The following is a 23885-nucleotide window of genomic DNA, read 5'->3' on the forward strand; positions in this document are numbered from 1 at the left end:
ACGGCTTCAGCCGCGCCAACCCGCTCACCCCTCCCACTGTCATTACAGCGAGAGATCAAACCACAACGGAGATCATTCTGTTAGGAGCTATAAGGTGGTGACACACTCGTTAACAGCACCCCGAGTTCGTCGGCGCAGGTCAAACGCGGTTTGGCGGCTCATCGCACGTTCCTTAACGGCACCCCAGTTTGCCGATTCGGGCCCTTCTGGATCTGTCCCCAGCGGGATCCCAACGCCCGCGATCCCGCCTCTGATCCGAGGGGCGCCGATGACGGAACCGTGACAGCGGCAGACCGGGACGAACCCACTGCCCAACAGACGGCCGCCGAGCAGATCCGCCACCCTACTTGCCTGACGTGGCTACCGGCCTTCACGTGGCTGGCCAGCCAGTTCACTCAGCTACGACCCGACGATGCCTCGGGAACCCTTGAGGAATTCGGCCGGGCGCGGTTCGACGCCTGCCTTGACCACCTCTTCGCCACCGTCCCCGGGGCGGTCGGTTAGGGGTCGAGGAACCTCCGTGCCGGAGCGTGCGCCAAGCGTTCCGAGTCTTCCTGGGGGTTTGACCAGGGGCGATCGTCCGCTGAATTCTTCACGGGTCGCGTTTGCCGGCCTTCGGAGGATGTCGTGGCAGTGGGGTTCCTGACCGATGACCAGGCTGCCGGGCACTGGGGAGCTCGGAACGAGAAGTCACGCCCAGGGGTTCGATCCGACGTTCTGGGACCTGCGCTCAATCCGGCGAGCCGTTCAGACGAGCGCAGACCGTGGCTGATCGGTACCGGAGAAGGCTCATTGTCAGACTGCCGGCGCGTCCTCGGTGATCCGGTGGACCCCATGTGGGATGAGGAAGTCGAGGAACGAGTTCGGGTGGTAGGCCTGGGCGGGTGCGAGTACTCCCGGCTTGGCGGGGTCGGCGATGAGACGGCGGGCGCTTTCGACGGCGATCACCGCGGTCGTGCCGTAGGTGTCGGGGCCCTGGACGATGCCGCGGGCACGGCGGCCGTCGGTACCGGTGGCGTCGAGCACGTAGGTGAAGCGCTGGGTGCGGCGGCGGTCCTCATCGGGTCCTTCCGGCAGGCTTTCGATGAGCTCCGGTGTGAGCGGGGTGTTCAGCTGGTCGCCCAACGCCGCCTCCGTCAGGCCCTGGACATGCCGGAGGCGGACGTGACGGGGAATGGTCACCACCTCCGGCACCGGGAAGGCCGTCACCGGGGTTGCGTCCGACTGTCCAGGCAGCCTGATCGTGGTGTGGCGGGCGGGTATGCCGAGGCGCCAGTCGCCGTCGTCGTAGGTCATGCCTCCCGTTTTGATGGCGTCGATCGTTTCGACCAGTGAGCGCAGCGAGCCGCGCGACATGCCGCCGCCCCCGACGATCACGTGGGTGGTGATGATCTCTTCGACCGACTCAAGATGGTCGGCCAGGATGTGGGCCATGAGGTCTACCGGGACGCAGCCGTCGTTGGCGGCGGGCACGACGGTGACCCCGGCGTTCTCCGCCTCCGCGGTGAAGGTGTCGAAGATCTTCTTGATGTAGAGCTGCTCGCCTGAGGTGTCGACGTAGTGGCAGCCGGTGGTGATCGCGGCGCGGACCACGGCTTCACCTGAGGAGGTGAAGGGTCCGGCGCAGTTGATGACGCCGTCGCAGCCACGGAACGCGCGCACCAGCGCCTCATGGTCACCGGTGTCGGCCACGCGTTGTTCCGCGTCGGGGAGACCGACCGTCGAAGCGGCCTCCCCCAGACGCGCGAGATCACGTCCGGCCGGGACCATCTCGATGTCGCGGCGTGCCAGTTCGGTGAGCACGAGCTTTCCCTGGTATCCATTCGCGCCATAAACGGCGATCTTCATGTCGTCTCCTCACGATGGAGCTGCGCAGTTGTTCGGCCATCAGCACAGTAAGGCGCTAGTACGAGACGATTGAATACGTAATAAGCTTCGGAGTTTGCGTCATCGTCTTCGCCGAGGTCGTCATTGGTTACACTGGCTGCGTGGATGTCCTGTCTGACGTGGTGAGTGCGGCGCGGACCGGTCGACCCCATTCGAGTCGGGTGGTCAAGTCCGCTCCCTTCGCCGAGTGGTTTGCGCCGGTGCCGTCCGCCGGGTTCCACATCGTTCTCCAGGGAACGTGCTGGCTTCTCCCTTCGCAGGGTGAGCCGATCGCGCTCGGACCGGGTGACGTGGCGTTCCTGCCGCGCGGATCCGCACACGGGCTGGCCGACGACCCGTCCACCCCGGCGAGCGATCCGCCCGCAACGTTCACCGGAGTCCGTGATGACCGCGCCGACGAGACGTCAGCCGAGCGGCCGCCCACGGTGGTCATGCTCTGCGGCGCCTACCTCCTGGACGGCTCCGGGTCACATCCACTCCTGAACGACCTGCCCGAGGTCATCCACCTGCCGACACGGGTAGGGCGCCACAGGGAACTCCGCGCCGCGATCGAACTCCTCGGCGTGGAACTGGACAACGACGCCCGCCCAGGCTCCGACACGATCCTGCTCACCCTGCTGGATCTTCTCCTGCTCTACATCCTGCGCGCGTGGTTCGAACAACGGCGCCTCTCCAGCCACTCCGCCACCGGCTGGGCCGCGGCCCTGCACGACCCCGCAGTCGCCGCTGCCCTCCGCGCCATCCATGGAGACCCCAGCCGACAATGGACCGTCGAGGAGTTGGGCGCGCAGGCACGCCTGTCCCGTGCCGCCTTCGCCCGGCGATTCACCCACTTGGTCGGCCAGCCACCGCTCACCTACCTGACATGGTGGCGGATGACCACCGCCGCCCGGCTCCTGCGCACCTCCGACGCCCCCGTCAACACGATCGCCCAACAGGTCGGCTACAGCTCGCAGTACACCTTCACCCATGCCTTCAAACGCCAGTACGGGTCACCGCCCGGCGGTTACCGGCGCCGCGTCGGCTGAAGCGCGACACCCGCGTCGGGATCTTCGAGGTCCGGTGGCCTATGACAGTCGGTTAACGGCGTCCAAGAGGCCGCGCGAGTCCTGGAAGCCTGTTCGTGGCGAATCCAGACAGGAGAACGGGTGGGCTTCCCGGTGCTCGGGTCCGGCGGAACGACCCGTGGGCGGCACGTCATGCAGCCGAAATATGGAAACCGGGAACCCTCGGTTTCGCCGACCGTCCTCCTCCGAAGGCGTTTTTCCACCCAGCCGCCAGGAATCGGTAACACCCCGATTTGGCCGGTGGGTGGGAACGCGGGCGCCGCGACAGCCACACCCCGTCGTCGCTGGGGCCACCGCACGGCTGCCGCGCCTGCGGCGTCGCCGAGCGTGATTGGGAAGTCGTTCGATCGCCCCGCCCTGGCTGAGACGGCCCTGTCACACTTCGCCGACGACGCGACCTGACCGTTTCCGCGGGACGCGTGCTAAGTTGGCCACATGACCAATTTGGCCGATCGACCAAACTCGGCGCGAGGCGACCGGCGTCGCGAGCAGCTGGTGGAGACCGGCATCGCGCTCCTGGACGAGCAGGGGTGGCCCGGCGTCACCACGCGCGCGGTGGCCGAGCGCGCCGGAACCAACCCCGGCCTGATCCACTACCACTTCGGCGGCCTGCCCGGCCTGCACGCGGCGATCTTCCGGCGGGCCACCGACCTCATCATCAACCCGCTCGTCGAGGAGTTGCTCGGCGCCGACGACGAGCGGGCCGCCCTCACCACGATCGCGACCCTGCTGCCCCGTACGGCGGGCGACGGGCCCACCCGGCTGGCCGCGGAACTGATCGTCGGAGCGACCCGCGACCCCACACTGGGCGCGGTGCTGCGCGACGAGCTACGCCAGGCCCGGGGGCGGATCGCCGAGCGCCTGAGCCGGTCGCATCCCGACTGGCCGCCCGGCCGGTCGATCGGGATCACCACCCTGGTCGTCGCCGCGATCGACGGGCTGATGCTGCACTACATGATCGACAGCGAGCTTCCCATCGGCGAGGCGCTGGCCGTGGCCGAGCAACTGCTGCCCGGGGAGGACGGATGAGGGTCCTCATCAGCGGGGGCGGGATCGCCGGGCTCACGCTGGCGTACTGGTTGCGGCACCGCGGCATCGAACCCGTCGTGGTGGAACACGCGCCACACGGTCGCCTGGGCGGGTACGGGATCGACTTCTTCGGCACCGGATACGACGTGGCCACCCGCATGGGCGTCCTCGACCGGCTGACCCCGCACCGGTTGCCGGTCGACGCGGTCGAGTTCGTCGACGCCTCAGGGCGTTCCCAGGCCAGCCTGACGCCGGAGCTGCTGGAGCGGATCATCCGGGGGCCACACCTGCCGCTGATGCACTCCACGCTGGAGGGCGCCCTGCTCGACGCCGTCGCCGCCGAGGTGGAGATCCGCTTCGGGGAGAGCCTCGCCGAGGTCCGCGACACCGGCACGGCCGTCGAGGTCGGCTTCACGGGCGGTGGCAGGGAACGGTTCGATCTGCTGGTGGGGGCCGACGGCGTTCACTCGCGGACCCGGGAACTCGTCTTCGGCCATGAGGAGCGGTTCGTCCGTCACCTCGGCTGCCGCCTGGCCTCCTACCCGGTGACCGACCGCTACGGCTGGGGCCGGGTGCGCGCCCACTACACCGAGCCGGGACGTCAGGTCGTCGTCTATCCCGATGATGAGCCCGGTCGCCTGGTCACCCTGCTGTTGTTCCGCTCGTCGTACGGCGAGAGCGTTCCGCGTGAGCGGCGCCTGGACCTGCTGCGGGCGCGGTTCGACGGCGCGGGCTGGCTCACGCCGTCGTTGCTGGACGACGCCCCCGCAGGGGAGTCCATCTTCATGGACACGATGGCCCAGGTCGTGATGCCCGCCTGGCATCGTGGCCGGGTCGCCCTGGTCGGCGACGCGTGCGGCTGCATGACCATGGTCTCGGCCCAGGGCGTGTCCATGGCGATGGCCGGGGCGTACGTGCTGGCCGAGGCGCTGGCGTCCGAGCCCGGCCACGAAAGAGCCTTCGCCCGCTACCAGGCGCGGATGCGTCCCCAGGTACGGCGTCGCCAGCGCAACGCGCTGCTGTTCGCCCGGATGCTGCTGCCCGTCACCCGAGCCGGGCTGACGGCCCAGAGCCTGGCCAACCGGCTCATCACACGTCACCTGTTCGCACCCGTCCTGCGCCGGCAGTTCGGCGCGGACAGTTTCCTGCCCCCGGCCACCGTCGAATTCGAGAGAGGCTGAATCATGGAGATCGTCAACAGGCCCGCCCCGCCGACCGGGATACGCCGCAGGCTGTGGCGGCTGCCCATCCTGCTGTACCGGGCGGGTCTGGGGGCGCTGATGGGCCACCGCGTCATGCTGCTCACCCACACCGGACGGGTCTCAGGACGTCGCCGCCAAGCCGTCATCGAGGTCGTCCATCACGACGAGCACGGCTACTTCGCCGCCTCCGGGTTCGGAGTCAAAGCCGACTGGTACCGCAACGTCATGGCCGCTCCCGAAGTGACGATCCAGGTCGGCGGCCGCGTCCTCCAGGTGACGGCCACCCCCGTCGAGACCGAGGCGGGGGCCGAGATCATGGCCCGGTACGCGCCCCGCCACCCCGCCGCGGCCCGTCGGCTCTGCAAGATCATGGGCTTCGCCGTTGACGGCAGCCAGGAGGACTACCGCGAGGTGGGCAGACACATCCCCTTCGTCTGCTTCACTCCGCGCCGGCCCCACAGCGGCTGACCAACCGGCGACCGCCGCCGGATCAAACGCTTCACCGACCTCTCCCGAAAACGGGCGAACTCCCGCGAAATTCCTCTGGCCGATGCGTTTCGCCACTGTTACCGCCAACGTCTGAGCGTCGAGCTGTACCCGAACCTGGAAGAGAGGCTCGCGCCGGAGCTCACCATCGGCGCCGACCCGGCTCTGCGTGCGCTCGCCGGACCGATCTTCGATCCGCCCTCCGCCGGAGGCCTGACCGCCTGACGGGTGACGGGCGCCGCCGCCGTCCTCGCCAGTCTGTTCGCCACCCGGCACACCCGCACCGAGAAGGAGACCGGCGAGCCGATCGGTGCCGGAACGGTCGACCGTCACGCGCCTCCGGCAGCCGCCGTACTCGTGGCCGGTGCGGCGAACCTCGCCGTCGCCTTGCTCGGTCTGGCCGTACGGGGACCGCCCGTCTCCGGGGCCCCGACCTCTTCGACCTCTCGCCGGCGGGGACGGGCTGGGTGTTCACCGTGGTCACGGCGCTGATCGAGACAGCCCGCGCCGCAACGCCATCGCCGTCCCCGGTCTGGCCTTCCTCCTGCGGGCGATGGCCATTCCTGTGTCCGGTCGCGGTGCCCTCCCTGGGGCCGCGGTGCATCCTTTTGTCGGCGCCGCCCGCGCAAGTCCCCGAGGAATCGGCGTCCGACCCGTACGGCGGAGCGAGCGGGCAAACGACGGCTGTCCTCCAGGCCGGGCAGGGGCAGCCCGCCCCGAGGTCACCTCCCGCGCGGCTCGCAAAGTTCGCGAAAGCCGGTGTCTCCTGACTGGTGGCCTCGGCATTCGTAACGGCGGTACCGGATGGCGGGAATGGCAGGCATGCCGTTCCTCCCGCGCCGTCGTCCTTCCCGCCGGCAGGCCGTCACACCCCCGCCACCGCGCACGCCCCGGTCGGCCCTCTGGTGGGTTGTCTGCGTGACCGTGAGACCTACCGGCCCGGTGCCAGGGCATGAACGTCCTAACCGACGGCGCCTACCTGAACACCGGCCTGATCGTCCCCCACCGCAAACGGGCGGGCAGACCCTTGCTCCGGGCCCAGAAGGAAGACAACGCCGAGCATCGGCATATCCGCGCCCACGTTGAGCATGTCTTCGGCCGCATGAAGAACTACAAGATCCTGCGCGACCGCCGACAAAGAGGAACCGGTCTCCACCACGCCGTCCAAGCCGTCGCCCACATGCACAACCTCGCCCTCACACCATGACCACGACAGTCACCACCCCGGCCCCGACCTGCCTGAACACCACCTTCTGCAACAAGCTTTAGTCCCAGGAACACCAGCGGCCACGAACCGGCCGCGTGATCAAGGAGACCCAGCATGACAATCCAGCGGATGGACAACGTCCTCATCGTTGTCGACGACCTTGACACCGCCATCGCGTTCTTCGGGGTCCCTGACAGCGCCGACGACCCCGAACGGGTGACGCCCCGCCCCGACACCGATCACCGGAGCGACCCGCTCCGGATCGTGCTGCCGCCCGTCTCCTGGAACGTGATCAGGTTGTCGAGGGCCTGACCGGCGTTCGCCCTACACTCGTTGGCTGTCGTTCGGCACGGTCTACGGCCAGAGGTGGGAGCAGAGGTGGAGTTCCGGGTTCTCGGCCCCATCGAGGTGCGCGGCGACGACGGACACGCCGTCGACGTGGGCGGGCAGCGCCCCCGCGCGGTCCTGGCCCGGCTCCTGGCCGCGCGAGGGACCGTCGTCCCCACCGAGACGCTGATCGACGACCTGTACGGCGACACGCCTCCCCCGGGGGCGCGTGCCACGCTGCACGCCTACATCTCCAACCTCCGCCGTGTCATCGAGCCGGAGCGAGGGCCGCGCACTCCCGCCCGGCTTCTCCTGTCCAGGCCGCCCGGTTACCTCCTCGACACGAGGGACGTCGACGCGATCCGCTTCGCCGAACTGGTGCGGGCTTCGGAGTCGGGCCCGCCCGGGGAAGTGCTGGTCCGCCTCGACAAGGCGCTCGCGCTGTGGCGTGGCTCGCCGTACGCGGAGACGGCCGACGAGCCCTGGGCGGTCGGCGAGGCGAACCGGCTGGGAGAACTGCGCCTCATCGCGGTCGAACGGCGCGCCCGGGCGCTGCTGGATCTCGGCCGTCCGCACACGGCGATCGACGCGCTCACGACGGAGACCGCGCGGCATCCGCTGAGGGAGAGCCTGTGGTGTCTGCTCGCGGCCGCGCTCTCGCGCGTCGGCCGTCACGCCGACGCCCTGTCCGCGGCGGCCCAGGCGAAGGAGGCACTGGAGCAGCTCGGCCTGGACCCGGGACCCGGGTTGCGGGCGCTGGAGCACGACATCCTCCGGCAGGCCGGTCCGTCCCGGCCGGCGGCCCCCGCCCCCACCGGCAGGCAGCGGGAGCTGGCGGAGCTGAAGACGCTGCTGGGCCGGGCGGACCACCGAGGGGTGGCCATCGCCGCGGTTACCGGTGAACCGGGGATCGGGAAGACCTTCCTGCTCGACGCACTGCGCCGGCACTGTGACGATCTCGGATACCTCATCCTCAGCGGGGGCTGCCACGAGGCCCAAGGGGCGCCGCCGCTGTGGCCGTGGCTCCAGGTGCTGAACGCGCTGGCCCTCGTCTGCCCCCCGCCCGACCTGCCGGCGCTGGCCGGGCTCCTGGACGAGGAGGTGCCCACCGGTTCCACCGACGCCGCCCGGCTGCGGCGCAACAAGGCCATCGCCGAATGGCTCGCGTCGGCCGCCCGCGCCCGGCCGACGCTGATCGTCCTGGACGACCTGCACTGGGCCGACCCCGCGTCGCTCGAACTGCTCAGGGACGTGGTCATGTGCACCGAGGGCGCGGCCGAACCGGCGCCCGTCACCCTGGTGACGGCCTTCCGCGACGCGGCGTTCGCCGGCGCGCCCTCCACAAGCACGAACGGCCTCACGGTGGACGAACTGCTCGGGCGCGTCACCCGATACGAGCTGCTGCGGATCCGGCTCACCGGCCTGGAGGCCGACGCCGTACGGGCGATCGCGGCGGAGATGGGCACGGACCTCGACGAGCCGGCGGTCGGCCGGCTGACCGAGCGCACCGGAGGCAACCCGTTCTTCGTCCGCGAGAGCGTGCGGCTGCTCGCCCAGGGCCGGGAGCTGGACACGCTCCCCGACGGGGTGGCGGACGTGGTCCGTCGGCGGATCGCCGTACTGCCGCCGGAGACCGGCGAGGCATTGAAGATCGCCGCAGTGATCGGGCGGGCCTTCGACCCCGCGGTGGTCGCGGAGGTGGGCCGCCCGGAGGTGTACGACCTGCTGGATCGCGCGGCACAGGCCGGTCTGGTCGTCGAGCGGGGCAAACGGATGGCCTTCGTCCACGACCTGGTTCAGGAGACCCTCCTCACGGACATCCCGCCGCTGCGGAAGGCGGCGCTCCACCGCGACGTGATGGCCGCGCTGGCCGCCCGCCCCGGCAGCGACGTGGCCGCGATCGCGCATCACGCGGTCGAGGCCGGGCCGGCGGCCTACCGCGACGCGGTCCGCTGGGCCCGGGCCGCGGCCGAGCAGGCGGGCCTGCGCATGGCCTTCGAGGAGGCGGCCCAGTGGTTGGGCCGCGCGATCGACGCGCACGGCGCCTGCTCCGGAAATCCGCTCGACCACGTCGAGCTGCTGCTCCGTCAGGTCCGGGCTCTTCTGGACGCCGGAGACCTGGTCGGGGCCCGGAGGGCGAGAGCCGAGGCCGTGCGCGCCGCCGACCGGGCCGGGGCGGGGCCGGAGCTGACCGCCCGGGCGCTGACCGCGCTCGACGCGCCCGCGAAATGGACGCTTCGCGACCCCTACGAGGCGGTGGAGCTGCGCCTCGTCCACCGGTTCGAAACCTGCCTGCGGATGCTGCCGCCCACGGACAGCCCCGAACGCGCCCGGCTGCTCGGCGGCCTCGCCCAGGAACTGTACGACGGGACCGGAAACCCGCTCTGCGACTCTCTGTCCGCCGAGGCCGTACGGATGGCGCGCCGCCTGGGCGACCCGCTCCTGCTGATGGGGATGCTCAACGCGCGCCACCTGGCCCTGCCCCAGCCGCTGCATGTCTCCGAGCTGCGGGACATCACCGATGAGCTGCACGCGCTGGCGCTGCGCGCGGAGTCGCCCGGGTTCGAGCTGCTCGCACAACTGCTGTACACGAACGTCAGGCTGGAGACCTTCGACGTCGGCGGCGCGGACGCCGCCGCCGCCCGGTGCGACGCCATCCTGGAGCGGCTGCCCCTGCCGTGGCCCCGTTTCCAGCACACCATGTGGCGAGCCGTACGGCTCACGCTGGACGGCCGGTTCGGCGACGCGGACGCCACGTATCGCGAGGCCGGACGCCAGGCGGACCGGATCGGCATGTGGCACGCCGACGGCCTCGTCGCCATGGGGCGCGTCATGCTGCACTATCACCGGGATGCCATCGCGGACGCGGGGCCGTACATCGACCGCACGGCCGTCTTCCACCCCTCCATGGGCAGGGCCGCCCGGATCCTTCAGCTGTGCGCGCAGGGCCGGGCCGCGGAGGCGGGTGACCTCGCCCGGGACGGCTGGCGCACGCCGCCCGAGGACTGGTCGTGGCTGAACGCGAGCTGCCTCCAGGCGGCGGCGCAGGCGGCCCTCGGTCACGTCTCCGCCTGCCGGCTGACCTACTCGGCGCTGCTGCCCTACAGCGGGCGAGTCTCCGCCTGGTCGGGAGTGATGTGCACGGGCCCGGTCGACTGGTATCTGGCCCTGCTCGCCGGCGCCATGGGCGACGCGGACGCCGCACGGCGGCACCTCGCACTGGTGGCCCGGCTGTCGGACGAGAACGGGCTGACCTGGTGGCGGGACCGGGCGGTCGTGAAGAGGGACCAAGAGGGACCAAGCCAGGCCTAGAGTGGCCAAGAGAACCCCAAACGCCGGCCCCCAGGATGGGTGCAGGGCCGCAGAGCGCGGCCCGGCACAACCAGATGGGGGATTGTCATGCGCGACATTCTCAAGATTGAAGACTTGCCTGCGGGCGTCTCCGAGCTCGCGGGCGCGGACCTGGACGCCGTCGCCGGTATCGACATCGTGCTCGACGACGGCACCGTGATCTCGGCGAGCATGAGCCCCGGGACGGCCTACGTCTCCACCGCGAATTACGGCCGGCCCACCGACACCATCAAGTACAACTGACCGGCGGCATGAGCCGACCGTGACGACCGCGGCCTGCTCCTGGCGCTGACCGCCTGACCAGGTGCGGCCGGTCTCACGCCTCACACCGGGGAGCCGACGTCCGTGGACGGCGGCTCCCCCCCACGTATGACGGCGAAGGAATCCCGACCGTGTTATTGATCATCAGTAGCGCCCGCGACGACTCGGTGCACGCCGTGCTGCCTAAGCTGAAGGAGCGCGGCGTGCCGCTGCTGTGGTGGGACGAGGCCGACTATCCCGGGTCCTCCACCCTCACCACCAGCTTCATCAGCGGTCGCTGGCGCCAGCGGCTGACCTATCGAGGAGAGACGCACGACCTGTCGGCGGTGACCGCGGTCTGGTATCGCCGCCCCGACAAGCCGTCCGCTCCGGACGTGCGGGAGCCGTCACAGCGAGAGTTCGCCGAGCACGGGGCCAAGCACGCGCTCGCCGGCGCGTACGACCTCATGGTGGGGGCGAGGTGGATGCCGGCGCAGCCGCAGCGGGCCCGGGCGATCGACAACAAGCTGCTGCACCTGCATCGCGCCACCGAACTCGGATTCGCCGTGGTCGACACCGTCGTGACGAACGACCCTGACGAACTCGCCCCGGCGTGGAACCGGGCCGGGGGCCGTCTCGTCACCAAGATGCTCGACTACAGCCCGTTCAAACTGGGCGGTGAGGAGGGCCACCTCTACACGGCGGTCGTGCCGCGGCGCCGGCTGTCGGGCCGGCACCGGCTCCGGTACGGCCCCGCGATGCTACAGCCCCAGGTGCCGAAGGCGTACGAGCTGCGAGTGACCGTCGTGGGCGAGCGGGTGTTCGCGGCCCGCATCGATTCCCAGGCGTCACGGCTGACCGCCGTCGACTGGCGGCACTACGACGATCCCAACGTGGGCTACTCCGCCTACGATCTGCCGCGGGACGTCGCCGACCGGTGCGTCCGGCTCGTGGCGGAACTCGGCCTGACCTTCGGCGCCCTGGACTTCATCGTGACGCCGGACAGCCGGTACGTCTTCCTGGAGCTCAACGTCAACGGGCAGTGGGCCTTCGTCGAGCTGCTCAGCGGCCTGCCCATCAGCGACGCGATCGCCGGCTGGCTCGCTGACGCGACCGTCCGTCCCCCTGTCAAGGAGCCCGCCGATGCCCATTGACCAGAACACCTTCGCCACGGACCTCGCCGACGCGGTCGCGCTCCTGCGCCGCCTGCCGCCCGCCCGGGACGCAGTGCGCGACGCGCACCGGCGTGTGCGGGACTGGGCCGCAGAGCGGCCGTGGCTGCGCGCCGACCTCGTGGTCGACGAGCCGCCGGGAACGACCAGGGTCGGGTACGACCTGCTCCTCGAGCACCCCGAGGGCGGCACGGTCGCGCTGTCGGCCGAGGTGGACGACGGTGTTCCGTGGCTGGTCGACCACTCCACCCACTGGGCGGCGGGGCAGGTCGTCAACGTCGACGGGCACGGGCTGTCGATCTTCACGGCGCTTTCCACCATCCGGGCGCTCGGCGCACGCGATCGGCAACTGCACGAACGGCTCGTGGACCACTGCATCCTCCTCGGCGAGGTGGAGGACGACACGTTGACCGTCGCGGAAACCCAGCAGGCCGCCGACGAGTTCCGCCGGCGGCGCGGGCTCACCACCCGCGCCCGGACGCTGGAGTGGCTCGCCGACAGCGGCCTGTCCGAGGACGCCTTCCGGGAGCACATCAAGACGCAGGCGCGCATCGCCCGGGTCCGCGAGCGCTTCGCCGGTGACCCGGCCCGGCGCTACCTCGCCGGGCATCCGGAGCGGTTCACCGTACGGCGGGCGGCGTGGGTGACCGGGCCGCGCCCCGAGCCGCTGCGGGCCCTGCTCAACGGGCCGGTGACCGAGTTCGCGAACCGGGTCACGGCCACTCTGCTGGCACCTGGCGAAGCCGCCGGGCTACGGCTGGAGGCCGCCGCGACGCTCACCCCTCGTCTGCCCGAACCCCTGCGCGACATCCCGGCGGGAACGGCGGCCGGGCCGGTCCCGTACGACGGCGGCCATCTGGCCGGGGTGGTGTACGAGGTCGTCCCGCCGGACCCCGAGTCGCCCGAGGTGCTCGACGCGGCCCGGGACACGGCGTTCCAGGCATGGCTCGACGAACGGCGGTGCGCATCCGAGATCAAATGGTTCTGGCTATGAGACGGCGGGTGCCGCTGCGGATGCAACTCACCCGCAGCGAGTGCGGCGCCGCCTGCCTGGCCATGGTGCTCGGCGCGCTGGGGCGCCGCACCGGCCTCGCGGAGGTGCGCGAGCACCTCGCCGAGGGCGTCGACGGGGTGAGCCTGCGCGAGATGATCCGCGCCGGGGCCCGCTTCGGGCTGCGGCTGCGCGCCTGCCGCGCCCCGCTGGACACCATCGCGGAGCTGGCCGCGCCGTTCATCGCCCTGTGGGAGAACAACCACTTCGTGGTGGTCGAGCGGGTGACATCGCGCGGCGTCGCCGTCCTCGACCCGGCCCGAGGGCGCAGGCGGCTGTCGCAGCGCCAGTTCAGGGCCGGCTACTCCGGCACGGTGCTGCTCGCCGACGCCCCCGCCGGGCTCACGCCCGCCGTCAGATCCCGGCCGTGGCGAGTGCTGCGTCCGCTGGTCGCCCCCGCGCTGGCGAACCGCAGGCTGGTGGCCGCCGTGCTGCTGGCCTCGCTCGCCACGCAGGTCCTCGGCCTGGCCGTACCGCTGTTCACCAAGATCGTGGTGGACCGGCCGGTGCAGATCGACGTGACGGCGCTCGCGGCGGCCGCCTGCTGCGTCGTCGTCGTGCACGCGCTGATCGCGTGGACCCGCGCCTGGACGCTGATCAGGCTGCAGACCTCGGTTGCGGCCGAGGTCATGCGCACGCTCGTCGGCCATACGCTGGCCCTGCCGTACCGCTTCTTCCAGCAGCGGTCGAGGGGCGATCTGCTGAGCAGGCTCAGCGGGGTCGCGATGCTCCGCGACCTTCTCACCGAGCAGTCGCTGACCTTCCTGTTCGACCTGTTCACCGCGGTGACGTACCTGACGCTGCTCTTCGTGGCCTCCCCCGGGCTCGCGTCGCTGACGCTCGCGGTCGCCGCCGCCCAAGGCGTCGTCGTGCTGGCCACGGCCCGTAGCGGACGCCACCTGGCCCTCGCCGCGGTGCACAGCAACGCGGCCACCCAGTCCGCCCTGGTGGACAGCCTCGGCGGAATCGAGGCGATCAAAGCCACCGGCGGCGAGGCGGCCGCCGTCGCCCGCTGGCGCGGGCACCACGACGAAGAACTGACCACCGGGGCGGCGCGCAACCGGCACGTGGCCGGAGTGCAGGCAGCCAGCAACGCCCTCGGCATGGCGCTCGACCTGGGACTGCTCGTCGCCGTGTTCGCCACCGCCGGCGGGCGGACACTGGGTGACCAGCTCGCCCTGGTGTCGCTGGCGGCCGCCGCGACGGCGCCGCTCGCGTCGCTGCTCGGCATCGTCTACCAGCTGCAACTCGCCGCCGCGCACATCGGCCGGATCGCCGACCTGATCAGCGCGGAGCAGGAACGCGCCGGAGGCGTCCGGCTGGACGGAGGGCTGCGCGGCGGCATCACCCTGACCAGCATCAGCACCGGATACGACGCTCGCACACCGGTGCTGCGGGACGTCTCCCTGCGCGTCCCGCCCGGCGCGCGGGTGGCGATCGTCGGCGCCTCCGGGTCCGGCAAGACCACCCTCGGCCGGGTGCTGGTCGGGCTGGTGGAGCCGGCCGCGGGGCAGGTGCGTTTCGACGGGATCCCGCTGGAGGAGCTCGACCTGCGGTGGCTGCGCGGGCAGGTGGGGGTGGTCACCCAGCAGCCGCACCTGTTCGCGGGCACGATCAGGGACAACATCGCCGGCTTCGCCCCCGTGAGCCGGCAGATGGTCGAGTACGCCGCCCGGCTGGCTGAGATCCACGACGAGATCGTGCGGCTTCCCCAGGGGTACGACACCAACATCGGGGAGGGCGGGGGACGCCTGTCCGGCGGGCAGCGGCAGCGGGTCGCTCTGGCCCGCGCGCTCGCCCGCCGCCCCCGGATCCTGCTGCTCGACGAGCCGACCGCCAGCCTGGACGCGGTCACGGAGGAACGCATCCGCCGCAACCTGCTGCGGCTCGGGCAGACGCAGATCATCATCGCCCACCGGCTGTCGACCATCCGGGACGCCGACCTGATCGTCGTACTCGATCGGGGCCGGCTGGTCGAGGCCGGCACCCACGACGAGTTGATGGCGTACGGCGGTCACTACGCCGACCTGGTCCGCTACCAGCACCAGGCGCCCGGCTTCGCCGGAGCCGCTCCCAGCAGCCGCCAAGTGTGATTCCAGTGGTCAGCAAGTCCGTCCTTGTTGGGTGAGATCGATAGCCGGATCTCACCTGGAGGACGTACATGTCCAACGGCCTGGCCGCCGCGGGGGCGGTGCGGTTCCGCGTTCTCGGACCGGTGGAGGTCCGCGACAGCGACGGCACGCCGATCGGCCTCGGCGGGCGTCGCCAGCGGACGTTGCTGGCCAGGCTGCTCGCGGCGTACGGCGCGCCCGTGCCGGTAGGGGAACTGATCGACGACGTGTTCGGCGGCGCGCCTCCGCCGCGTGCGCGGGTGACCCTACAGGCGTATGTGTCGAACGTGCGCCGCGCCGTCGAGCCGGGTCGTGCTCCGCGAACGCCGCCGCGGCTGCTGGTGAGGCGACCCATGGGATACGCGCTGGCCGCGACGGACGTGGACGCCGTGCGCTTCGGCGAGCTGCTGGACCGCGCGGACAGCCGCCCGCCCCATGAGGCGCTGCCCCTGCTCGACGAGGCGGTGGGACTCTGGCGGGGTTTCCCATACGGCGAGTTCTGCGACGAGCCGTGGGCTGCCGCCGAGGTACAGCGGCTGTGGGACAGGCGTGCGGTGGCGGTGGAGCGGCGTGCCCAGGCGTTGCTGGAGGTGGGCCGGCCGCAGGCGGTCATCCTCGATCTGGAGGGGGAGACGGAGGCGCACCCGCTTCGGGAACGGCTGTGGTGCCTGCTGACGCTCGCCCTGTATCGCACCGGCCGGCAGGCCGAGGCGCTGGCCGTGCTGCGCCGTGCCCGAAGGTTCGTGGACGGCCGGCACGGGACGCGTCACGGTGCGGAGTTGCGCGCGCTGGAGGCCGACATCTTCCGGCAGGCCGACTCGCTCGGGCACGTCCCCGCCGCCGCGGTCCCCCTGGCCCTGGACCCTTCCGCCACGGGCTCCCCGCGGCGGCGGCAGGCGCTGCACGGACGAGAGACGCAGCTGGCGGAGCTGATGAGGCTGACGGCGAGTGACGGCCCGGCCGCCGGAGTGGTCAGCGGGGAGCCGGGCATCGGGAAGACGTCCCTGCTGACGGCCTTCCGCGACCGCTGCGCCCGGCACGGCCGTCTGGTGCTGTGGGGTGCCTTCGACGGCGGCGGCACGACGTGGCCGTCGCAGCCCTGGACTCAGGTGCTGGAGGAACTGCGGCGGCTCTGCCCGACGCCCGGCCCCTCCACGTTGGAGGGCCCCTTGGACGATCAGGCGTATCCGGGTGCCGTGCACCCGTTGCCGCCGCGCCGAGCCCGGGAGGTCGCCCGGTGGCTGGTCACCGCCGCGCGTGAGCGACCCCTCGTGATCGTGCTGGACGACCTGCACCGCGCCGACCCGGAATCGATGAGGACGCTCAGAGAGGTCTTCGTACACGCCCGTGCCGTGCCCGGCAGCCCCCCGCCCATCACCGTCGTCACCGCGTTGCGCGGCTGCTCTCCGCACCGCGACGCCGTGCACGACCTCCTGGGCGGCCTGGCCGCGTACGACCTGGTCCGCATCCGTCTCGGCGGTCTGGGAACCGAGGCGGTGCGGGCGCTCGCGGCCGATCTGGGGACGCCGGTGGACGAGCGGGCCGCGCGCCTGCTGATCGAGCGCACCGGGGGGAACCCTCTCTTCCTGCGCGAGGTCCTGAGCCGGCCGGACATGGTGCCCGACGTGGTCTCGAAGCTGGTCCATCAGTGGCTCGCCGCGCTGGGTCCGCAGGTCAGGGATGTGCTGCGTATCGCCGCCCTGATCGGACGGGACTTCGACCCCGCGCTGGTCGCCGAGATCGCGGGGGAACCGGGCTGCGACGCGCTGGACCGGGCGGCCCGGGCCGGGCTGGTCGTCTTCCGGGCCGGTCGCATGGCCTTCGCCTGCGGCCTGGCCAGGGAGACGATCATCGGTGACATCCCGCCCTCGCGTGCGGCCGAGATCCACCACGCTGTAATGATCTCCCTGTCCTCCTGCCCCGGCGCCGACGTGGCGGTCATCGCCCGGCACGCGGTCAAGGCGGGACGCCGCGCTCATCGCGAGGCCGTGCGCTGGGCGCGGGCGGCAGCCGAGCAGGCGAGCCTGCGCCTCGATCACGCGGAGGCCGCCGTCTGGTGGGGCCGGGCCGCCGCAGCCCACGCCGCCTTCGGAGGCTATGAGTCGCGCCGTTGGATGGCCGAGCACCAGGAGTTCCTCACCAAGAACTGGCCACTCCCGCATTGAGGAACAGGCACTTACGGCTCGAAGTCTGGTCGACGACGGCGGCCTGCTCGGCCGCCCCGACGCGGAAGTAGCGGGCGCTGGTCTCGATGGAGGAGTGCCCGAGCAGGGCCTGGATCTGGGCAGGGTCGGCGCCGCCCTCGCGCAGCCGGGTGGCGTAGGTGTGGCGGATCCGGTGCGGGCGCAGGCCTGGGAGTCCGGCGTCGTCGCCGACGGCCAGGACGACCTGGGTGATGCCGGAGACGCTGAGCGGTCCGCGCTGGCCCGGCCACAGCGGACCGGCCTGCAGGCCGCGCTCGGTCAGCCAGGTGGCCAGTTGCTCGCGGGCGGCCGACGGCAGTGGGACGGTGCGGACCTCGTCGCCCTTGCCGTGCAGGCGCATGTGCCCGGTGCGGGCGGTCAGGGTGACGTCGATCGTCTCCAGACGGGCGCATTCCTCGACGCGTGCGCCGTCATACAGCGCTCTGGCGCCGGACAGTCCACGGAACCGAATCGGCGAGGGAACCACCATAGAAGCGTTGACCTGCGATGACGCCGGTTGCGTCCACGGACGTGGTGTATGAGTTTCCCCAGCTAGATGGCGTGGCGCCGTGAATGAGGACGGCCATTTCGTGATCCTTCGTGATTGCGACATCAAGATCGAAGGAGAAGAAAGCGATGGCTGTGAACAACAGTGTGGGCCCCGCCACGTGACTGGCGGAGCAGATCCAGCAGGGCCCGGATCTGTTGCGATCCATGGCGGGAGACCATGGCCGAGACGTTGATGCCGGCCGAGGCCGACACCCTGTGCGGCGCCGAGTACGGCACCCGCAGCGACGAGCGCACCAACCGACGCAACGACTACCGCGCCCGCGAGTGGGACACCCGCGCCGGCACCGTCGAACTCGCCGTTCCGAAACTCCGCTCGGGCTCCTACTTCCCCGAGTGGCTGCTGGGGCGTCGGCGGCGGGCCGAGCAGGCGCTGATCAGCGTGGTGGCCACCAGCTACCTGCTCGGGGTCTCCACCCGCAGAGTCGACAAGCTGGTGGAACAGCTCGGCATCAAAACCATCTCCAAAAGCTCTGTCACACGCCAGCGGGCAGACCGGCTTCGGTCATCAGATCGAGCGCCCACAGCGCGGTGAGCGCCGTCTGGGTGTCGGGCTTCTGGGCGACGGCGTTGCTGGCCATGAGGGCTGGGATGGCGTCACCGGCGGCCATGCTCAGCGGGTAGTTCCACGGCGAGATGATCGTGACGACGCCCTTGGGGCGGCGCAGTTCGGTGGTGTGGGTGAGCACAGGGATCGCGCCACGGCGGCGGCGGGGCGCGAGGAGTTTGGCGGCGCGGGCGCTCTTCCGGTGGGCGTCGATGTCGACGTCCAGCCCGGTGACCCATTCCATCCGCCTTCATCAACTCCCTCAGAGCCTATGACCTCGGCTCTCAGCCGGGACGAGCCGCGCCGATGTTCCGCTTCGTCCGCAAGCCTGCGCCCCACGGCGGTGCCCTCTCGGAGAAGGTCCTCTACGCCCGGATGACCGTCGTCACGAACGCCTTGACATGATCGGGCTCGCCGCCGCTTCCATGATGGCCACGCTGGGCCTGCGCAGAGCGGGTCGATAGGCTGGCCGGTCATGCGTGCCATCCTGCGTGACGGGCCGGTCATCCGTGTCACCGACGACCCCGATGGAGTCATCGGGGAATTTCTCGAGTACGCGCTGTCGGCGCATGCGTTGTCCGGGCACGAGCGGGCCAGGCTGGCCGACGATCTCGCGGAGCGGTTCGCCCCGGACGGAGGAGGATTGACCGTGCCGGATCTGTTCGTCGCCTACCAGGCCGCCGAACCGGACGACCTGCCTCCGAACCTGGTGGAGGAGGCCCGGGGGGAGCTCGGGAGCGCGGAACTGTGGGTGCTCACGCGGCTCCGGTTCCGCGGGCGGCCGGAGGCGTCGGCGGTCGTCGAGGGGGACGAGGTGCGGCGGTTGCTGGGCGAGATGCTCCAGCAGTCGCCGGCCCGCTAAGCGGTGCCGGGGCGGGAGTACTCCAGGGCCAGCGCGCCCACCAGCTCGGTCAGGCATTCTCGAAGACGGGTTCCAGGTCGGTATAGGTGAAACGGACACACCGAAACTGACGGCTCAACCAGAATGGGAACGACGATTACGAAGGTGGCGAATCGGCCCTGACCAAGACAAGCTCGACCTCCTTCGTCAAGCAGGTCAGCACCGCCGGAAACCTGCCGGGCACTGCGAGAACAGACCCGTCAGCACCTCCCTGGTTCTCGGGGCCGCCACCGGCCATTGGCCTCCTACGAGAAGCGATGACCCGAGGTCCGCGCTCACGGTCTTCCGCGCCTTCGTCGCCCCACGGAAGACTGCTACTTCGAGATCATCTCGGGCATCGTCGACGCTCTCGCCCCGGACGAGGCGACTCGGCAGGCCGACCGAGCCCTGTGGTACGGCTGGACGAGGATGACGCAGGGCGGTTTCCAGCTCAACCAGCGGATCATCAGCTGCCGTGAAACCTTCGGGCCGGTCGCCTACGGCGGCCATCTCCACCACGACGCCGAAAAGATCCAGGCGCTGGAGAACCTCAGGGATCTGCGCCCGGTGGTGGAGTGGCTCGCGGCCCTGACGCTCGTGGAGGCCTGCGGATCCTCCAGCTCCAACGGACACTGATCGGCTGACGTTAGCGAGCCGTCGGGGCTCGGGTTATCGTCACCGGCCGTTCTGATGCGGGTGGTCGCTCGTCCTGTTCCTCTCCGGCGGCTAATCCCGCACGTGCAGGCCGAAACCCTTGCGGCCCGGCACTTCCAGGCCCTCCTTCAACCGCAGTGACGGGATCTCGTAGTCGCCGAAGTTCTGGCGCCGGAACGCGATCGGCTCGGTTGTCTCCAGCGACAGCAGCCGCTCCTTCCACGCCTTCGCGGCGTCCTCGAAGTCACCGCGCGTCATCTTGTCGGTGCCGTACAGCACGAACGGCGGCAGCACTTCCACGCCCGGGTAGTACAGGATCCCGTGGTGGATCGGGAACAGCAGATCCTCGATCGGGCCGTTGATTCCGCGATCGGTGTAGTGGGACTCCGGGCCCCCGACGGTCACCGACAGGATCGCCCGCCGCCCCTGCAGCGTCCCCTCACCGAAACGCTCGCCGTACCGGGTCTCGTCGTGCGCTCCGACGCCGTACGCGAAGTGGAAGGAGAACACCCGGTCCACCCAGCCTTTGAGGATCGCCGGCATCGTGTACCACCACATCGGGAACTGGAAGACCACCGTGTCGGCCCACAGCAACTTCTCCTGCTCGGCCGCCACGTCGGGCGTGAGCGCGCCGGCGTCGTACGCCCCGGCCGAACTCGGTATCACCCGCAGCGGGCTCGTGGCGTGCTCGCCGAAGTCCGCCGCGTCCACCACGGCCTTCCAGTTCATCGCGTACAGGTCGCTCACCCGCACCTCGTGCCCGGCGGCTTCGAGAGTGGACACGGCGAGGTCCTTCAGAGAGCCGTTCAGCGAACGCGGCTCGGGGTGGGCGTGGACAATGAGCGTCTTCATGGCTGTTCCCTTCAACAAGGTATGTCGCCATAGATGCTCGGCCGCCGAGGCCTCGTCGTTCAGGGACGCTTCTTCCATCGGACGGGACTTCCTGGTAACAGCAGGACCACCTTCACGCGCGTCACCGGAGCCATACTGGGGGGCATGGACGATCTCGCGGGCTTTCTGCGCACCCGGCGTTCCCGGGTCGCCCCTTCCGCCGTCGGCATCCCCACCGACAGCCGCCGCCGCGTCGAAGGGCTGCGCCGCGAAGAGGTCGCGCACCTGTCCGGAGTCAGCGTCGACTACTACGTACGCCTGGAGCAGGGCCGCGCCACCCAGCCCTCCGAACAGGTCCTCGACGCGCTCGCCCGCGCCCTCGGCCTCGACGAGACCGAACGCGGGCACCTGTACCGGCTGGCCCGGCAGCGCCGCCGTCGCGCGAAGTCGCCCAGCGGGCGCCTGCAGCCGGAGCTGCTGCGCGTACTCGACCTGGTCACCGACGCGCCCGCCCTGCTCATGGACCACCGGCTGGACGTGGTCGCGGGGAACCGCCTCGCCGGGCTCCTCTACGGCCGGGAGATGCCGGGCTTGAACACCGCCCGGCACATCTTCCTTGAGGAGACCGAGCGCGGCCTGTACGCCGACTGGGAGAAATGCACCCTAGACGTGGTCGGGCACCTGCGTCTGGCGGCCGGGAAGTACCCCGACGACCCACGCCTGGCCTCACTTATCGGCGAGCTGGCGATGGGGAGCAAGCGCTTCCGCCGCCTCTGGGCCCGCGCGGACGTGCGCTCCCGCACACATGGACGCAAGGCGTACCGGCACCCGCTGGTCGGACTGCTGGAACTGCATCAGGAGAACTTTGCGCTGCCGGATGAATCGGGCATGGAGCTGCTGGTGCTGTCCGCGGCACCCGGGAGCCCCACCGAGGACGGGCTGCGCCTGCTGGGCGCGCTCAGTGGGGATGGACATCCCACGGTGAAAGGCCTGCCGGTAACGAATGTGTCATGAGCCGCAAGAATCCGTTGCGTTCGTCGGCGTCTGCGCCGAGGCCGTCGTGGTGGCCGAGGGTGGGAGGCAGGCGGGCCCGGGATCTAGCTGGAGTTCGGGCGCGGAGTGATGTCCGGGCATCGGGAAGAGAGCCCTCCTCTCCTTGTCAGTCAGCTCCTCCCAGGTCGGGCGAGCGCCCTGTCGTGGGCAGGCGCTGGCGAGCCCTGGCCAGGGCCAGGACATGCGGGTCGTCGAGCGGGATCGGCCCTTGAGGAGTCTGAGTGCAGAAATTGGCGGTCGCGATGATCACGGGTCGCTATCGCAGCTGCCGTTCTCGGGTTAGCCGTTGACACCCCTACCGCTAGCCCAAGCGAGCGGCCTTCTTCGAGGTCAAGCCCTCCGTATGAGAGCTGACTGCACAGGGTGTCGCCCGGACGGCCGCACACTGGCCAGCACCGCGTTCGACACCATCGTCCGGTTGTGGGACGTGAGCGTGCCGGACAACCTGCCGACGGCCATCTGCGCCATCGCCCTACGGCCCTTCACCCCTGAGGAGCGCAAACGCTACCTGCCCGGCATCGACTACCGATGGACGTGCCCCGCCTGAATCTGCCCGGCACGCTCCCGATCCGCCCGGGCGGCGGACGGAGCACGATACCCCTACGGTCACGGTCAGTGTCGTGCACACCTGCGGTGGCTCCGGTTCCGGGGTCACAGGCCGACGCCGCGCATGGGGTTGTCGCGCCATTTGTCGGCGGTGCGAATGTAGCCGTGCACCACCGGGGACTTCTCCGACCACCGGCCGTGCCGGGCGATCGCCGAGACCGGCGCCCCGGCCTTGGCCGCGGCGGTGGCGCCGCCGGCGCGCAGCGAGTGCGCGCTGAACGTCTCGGCGTTGGGCAGCCCGGCCCGGACGGCGGCGCGGCGCACCAACAGATTCAGGCCGTGCCCGCTCATCCGCTTCACGGCCTTGCCCGCCGCGCCGACGGTGCCGGTGAGGTGGCCGTGCCGGTCGACGCCGCGCAGCAGCGGCCCGGCGAGCACGCCGCGCTCGGCCAGCGCGGCGATCCAGGCCTGCACCACCCGGACCGGGCAGGTCTCGGTGTGTGAGCCGTAGGGCAGCGGCACGGTCTCGCCGATGGCGTCCTGGTCGGTCTTGGACCGGCCGATGAACACCTCCAGCCCGTCGCCGGTGAGGGTGATGTCGGCGATGTTCAGCGCGGTCAGCTCCGAGCGGCGGCCCATCAGCGCGAACCCGAGCACCAGAGCGGCCCGGTCGCGCAGCCCGGCCAGGGTGTCTGGGGCGGTGGCGTCCAGCATCCGGCGCAGGATGTCGAGTTCGGCCGGGGGTGCCTTGCGGGTGCGCTGCCCGGCGTCGGCGCGCTGGCGGCGGTAGGAGCGCAGGGCCAGCCGGGCCGGGCGGGCGTCGGCGACCAGCCCGGCGAGCTTGTGCCGGGACTGGATGCACGCCAGCGCCCGTTCCACGGTCGACGGCGCGGGCGGCGTCCCTGTGCGGGTGGGGGTGGCGGCCAGGTGGGTGACGTACTCCGCCAGCGTCTCGGCGGTGGCCGGCAGCGGGGTGCGCCCGTGCGTCGTGCACCAGGTGGTGAACGCGGTCCAGTCGCGGGCGTAGGCGCGGCCGGTGGTGGCCGCGAACCCGTCGGCGACCCGGACCCGCGCCGCCGGAGACAGCGCCCGCTCGACGTCGGTCCCGGAAGGGCTCGCCGGGACGTCGGCCGCGAAGGGCGTCTCACGGCTCCGGGCGGGCAACACGGTTCCGGCGAGTGGTTCGGGACCGGCATCGGGACCGTGGTCCGGTTCGAGGGCGGAGAGGGCGTCGGAGGGGTTGGGCACCGGGTTCTCCGCGGGGTCGGGTCGATCATGTTTCTGGGTTGCGATAAGGCATGTTATCGCAACCCAGGGCCTCGCGATCGAGAACTTCTTGGAAACGTTTCTAGAAGCTCATCCTTGGTCGTTCTTCTAAAGGATCTGCCTTGAAGGTAGGCCTAAGAACTGCTAACGCAATGAGCTGAGGCGGCGCCAGCAGATCAGGGCGCAGCCGAGGCTGAGGAAGGCTTCGTGGATGTCGTCACGGACCTC

Annotated in this window: 20 protein-coding genes and 2 pseudogenes; 17 read left to right on the forward strand and 5 right to left on the reverse strand. The window is 70.9% G+C overall.

Annotated features, from left to right (window positions below):
- Positions 1 to 795 precede the first annotated feature (795 nt).
- Positions 796 to 1848 carry a saccharopine dehydrogenase NADP-binding domain-containing protein gene (locus ABZ463_RS40560; RefSeq protein WP_362785299.1) on the reverse strand — a complete coding sequence of 351 codons (1053 nt, stop codon included), beginning with the start codon at positions 1846 to 1848 and terminating at the stop codon, positions 796 to 798.
- A gap of 140 nt (positions 1849 to 1988) precedes the next feature.
- Here ABZ463_RS40560 and ABZ463_RS40565 point away from each other — a divergent pair, with 140 nt between their 5' ends.
- The 12 genes from ABZ463_RS40565 (at position 1989) to ABZ463_RS40620 (ending at position 17295) form a co-directional block, all read left to right on the forward strand.
- The gene (locus ABZ463_RS40565; RefSeq protein ID WP_352012405.1) at positions 1989 to 2915 is read left to right on the forward strand and encodes an AraC family transcriptional regulator; all 927 of its coding nucleotides are present in this window, start codon (positions 1989 to 1991) and stop codon (positions 2913 to 2915) included.
- A 474-nt stretch (positions 2916 to 3389) separates the two neighbouring features.
- Positions 3390 to 3983 carry a TetR/AcrR family transcriptional regulator gene (locus ABZ463_RS40570; protein WP_362785303.1) on the forward strand — a complete coding sequence of 198 codons (594 nt, stop codon included), beginning with the start codon at positions 3390 to 3392 and terminating at the stop codon, positions 3981 to 3983.
- Entirely contained in the window at positions 3980 to 5164 is a 1185-nt protein-coding gene (locus tag ABZ463_RS40575) for an FAD-dependent monooxygenase (protein ID WP_362785305.1), read from the forward strand. The genes ABZ463_RS40570 and ABZ463_RS40575 overlap by 4 nt, the downstream gene beginning before the upstream one ends.
- Positions 5165 to 5167: 3 nt before the next feature.
- Positions 5168 to 5653, forward strand: coding sequence for a nitroreductase family deazaflavin-dependent oxidoreductase (locus ABZ463_RS40580; RefSeq protein ID WP_362785308.1), 486 nt, complete (start codon positions 5168 to 5170; stop codon positions 5651 to 5653).
- A gap of 970 nt (positions 5654 to 6623) precedes the next feature.
- Positions 6624 to 6878: a transposase family protein gene (locus ABZ463_RS40585; RefSeq protein ID WP_362785311.1), complete on the forward strand. Its 255-nt coding sequence runs from the start codon at positions 6624 to 6626 to the stop codon at positions 6876 to 6878.
- Positions 6879 to 6992: 114 nt separating this feature from the next.
- Entirely contained in the window at positions 6993 to 7190 is a 198-nt protein-coding gene (locus ABZ463_RS40590) for a hypothetical protein (protein WP_362785314.1), read from the forward strand.
- Positions 7191 to 7256: 66 nt separating this feature from the next.
- Positions 7257 to 10517 carry a BTAD domain-containing putative transcriptional regulator gene (locus ABZ463_RS40595; protein ID WP_362785316.1) on the forward strand — a complete coding sequence of 1087 codons (3261 nt, stop codon included), beginning with the start codon at positions 7257 to 7259 and terminating at the stop codon, positions 10515 to 10517.
- Positions 10518 to 10604: 87 nt separating this feature from the next.
- Positions 10605 to 10799 (forward strand): hypothetical protein, encoded by a 195-nt coding sequence (locus tag ABZ463_RS40600; RefSeq protein ID WP_352012393.1) that lies wholly within the window; start codon positions 10605 to 10607, stop codon positions 10797 to 10799.
- Positions 10800 to 10948: 149 nt separating this feature from the next.
- Entirely contained in the window at positions 10949 to 11950 is a 1002-nt protein-coding gene (locus ABZ463_RS40605) for an MvdC/MvdD family ATP grasp protein (RefSeq protein WP_362785320.1), read from the forward strand.
- Positions 11940 to 12962 (forward strand): TIGR04500 family putative peptide maturation system protein, encoded by a 1023-nt coding sequence (locus ABZ463_RS40610; protein WP_362785323.1) that lies wholly within the window; start codon positions 11940 to 11942, stop codon positions 12960 to 12962. Before ABZ463_RS40605 ends, ABZ463_RS40610 begins: the two co-directional genes overlap by 11 nt.
- Entirely contained in the window at positions 12959 to 15112 is a 2154-nt protein-coding gene (locus ABZ463_RS40615; RefSeq protein WP_362785326.1) for a peptidase domain-containing ABC transporter, read from the forward strand. Before ABZ463_RS40610 ends, ABZ463_RS40615 begins: the two co-directional genes overlap by 4 nt.
- A gap of 68 nt (positions 15113 to 15180) precedes the next feature.
- Positions 15181 to 17295 carry a BTAD domain-containing putative transcriptional regulator gene (locus tag ABZ463_RS40620; protein ID WP_362785329.1) on the forward strand — a complete coding sequence of 705 codons (2115 nt, stop codon included), beginning with the start codon at positions 15181 to 15183 and terminating at the stop codon, positions 17293 to 17295.
- Here ABZ463_RS40620 and ABZ463_RS40625 read toward each other — a convergent pair.
- Positions 17267 to 17800, reverse strand: coding sequence for a site-specific integrase (locus ABZ463_RS40625; RefSeq protein WP_362785331.1), 534 nt, complete (start codon positions 17798 to 17800; stop codon positions 17267 to 17269). The two genes, ABZ463_RS40620 and ABZ463_RS40625, sit on opposite strands and share 29 nt — an antisense overlap.
- Before the next feature lie 197 nt (positions 17801 to 17997).
- Between ABZ463_RS40625 and ABZ463_RS40630 the strand changes: the two are divergent.
- Positions 17998 to 18361, forward strand: a pseudogene (locus ABZ463_RS40630) (transposase); the annotation flags it as partial.
- A 4-nt stretch (positions 18362 to 18365) separates the two neighbouring features.
- Here ABZ463_RS40630 and ABZ463_RS40635 read toward each other — a convergent pair.
- A pseudogene (locus ABZ463_RS40635) lies at positions 18366 to 18614 on the reverse strand (aldehyde dehydrogenase family protein); the annotation flags it as partial.
- Positions 18615 to 18902: 288 nt separating this feature from the next.
- Between ABZ463_RS40635 and ABZ463_RS40640 the strand changes: the two are divergent.
- Both ABZ463_RS40640 and ABZ463_RS40645 read left to right on the forward strand, forming a co-directional pair.
- Positions 18903 to 19289 carry a hypothetical protein gene (locus ABZ463_RS40640; protein WP_362785334.1) on the forward strand — a complete coding sequence of 129 codons (387 nt, stop codon included), beginning with the start codon at positions 18903 to 18905 and terminating at the stop codon, positions 19287 to 19289.
- Between the two features lie 447 nt (positions 19290 to 19736).
- Positions 19737 to 19943: a hypothetical protein gene (locus ABZ463_RS40645; protein WP_362785336.1), complete on the forward strand. Its 207-nt coding sequence runs from the start codon at positions 19737 to 19739 to the stop codon at positions 19941 to 19943.
- Between the two features lie 90 nt (positions 19944 to 20033).
- On the opposite strand, the gene ABZ463_RS40650 is transcribed toward ABZ463_RS40645, so the two are convergent.
- Positions 20034 to 20813, reverse strand: a complete 780-nt coding sequence (locus ABZ463_RS40650) for an NAD(P)H-dependent oxidoreductase (RefSeq protein WP_352012427.1) — start codon at positions 20811 to 20813, stop codon at positions 20034 to 20036.
- 144 nt (positions 20814 to 20957) lie between these two features.
- Here ABZ463_RS40650 and ABZ463_RS40655 point away from each other — a divergent pair, with 144 nt between their 5' ends.
- Together ABZ463_RS40655 and ABZ463_RS40660 are read left to right on the forward strand one after the other, a co-directional pair.
- Positions 20958 to 21806, forward strand: coding sequence for a helix-turn-helix transcriptional regulator (locus ABZ463_RS40655; RefSeq protein ID WP_352012385.1), 849 nt, complete (start codon positions 20958 to 20960; stop codon positions 21804 to 21806).
- 382 nt (positions 21807 to 22188) lie between these two features.
- The gene (locus ABZ463_RS40660; protein ID WP_362785341.1) at positions 22189 to 22392 is read left to right on the forward strand and encodes a hypothetical protein; all 204 of its coding nucleotides are present in this window, start codon (positions 22189 to 22191) and stop codon (positions 22390 to 22392) included.
- A gap of 104 nt (positions 22393 to 22496) precedes the next feature.
- On the opposite strand, the gene ABZ463_RS40665 is transcribed toward ABZ463_RS40660, so the two are convergent.
- Complete coding sequence (locus tag ABZ463_RS40665; protein WP_362785344.1) at positions 22497 to 23639, reverse strand: tyrosine-type recombinase/integrase; 1143 nt, start codon at positions 23637 to 23639, stop codon at positions 22497 to 22499.
- Positions 23640 to 23885 lie beyond the last annotated feature (246 nt).

Origin of the sequence: Streptosporangium sp. NPDC020145 (assembly GCF_040631275.1) — a bacterium.
Classification (GTDB): domain Bacteria; phylum Actinomycetota; class Actinomycetes; order Streptosporangiales; family Streptosporangiaceae; genus Streptosporangium.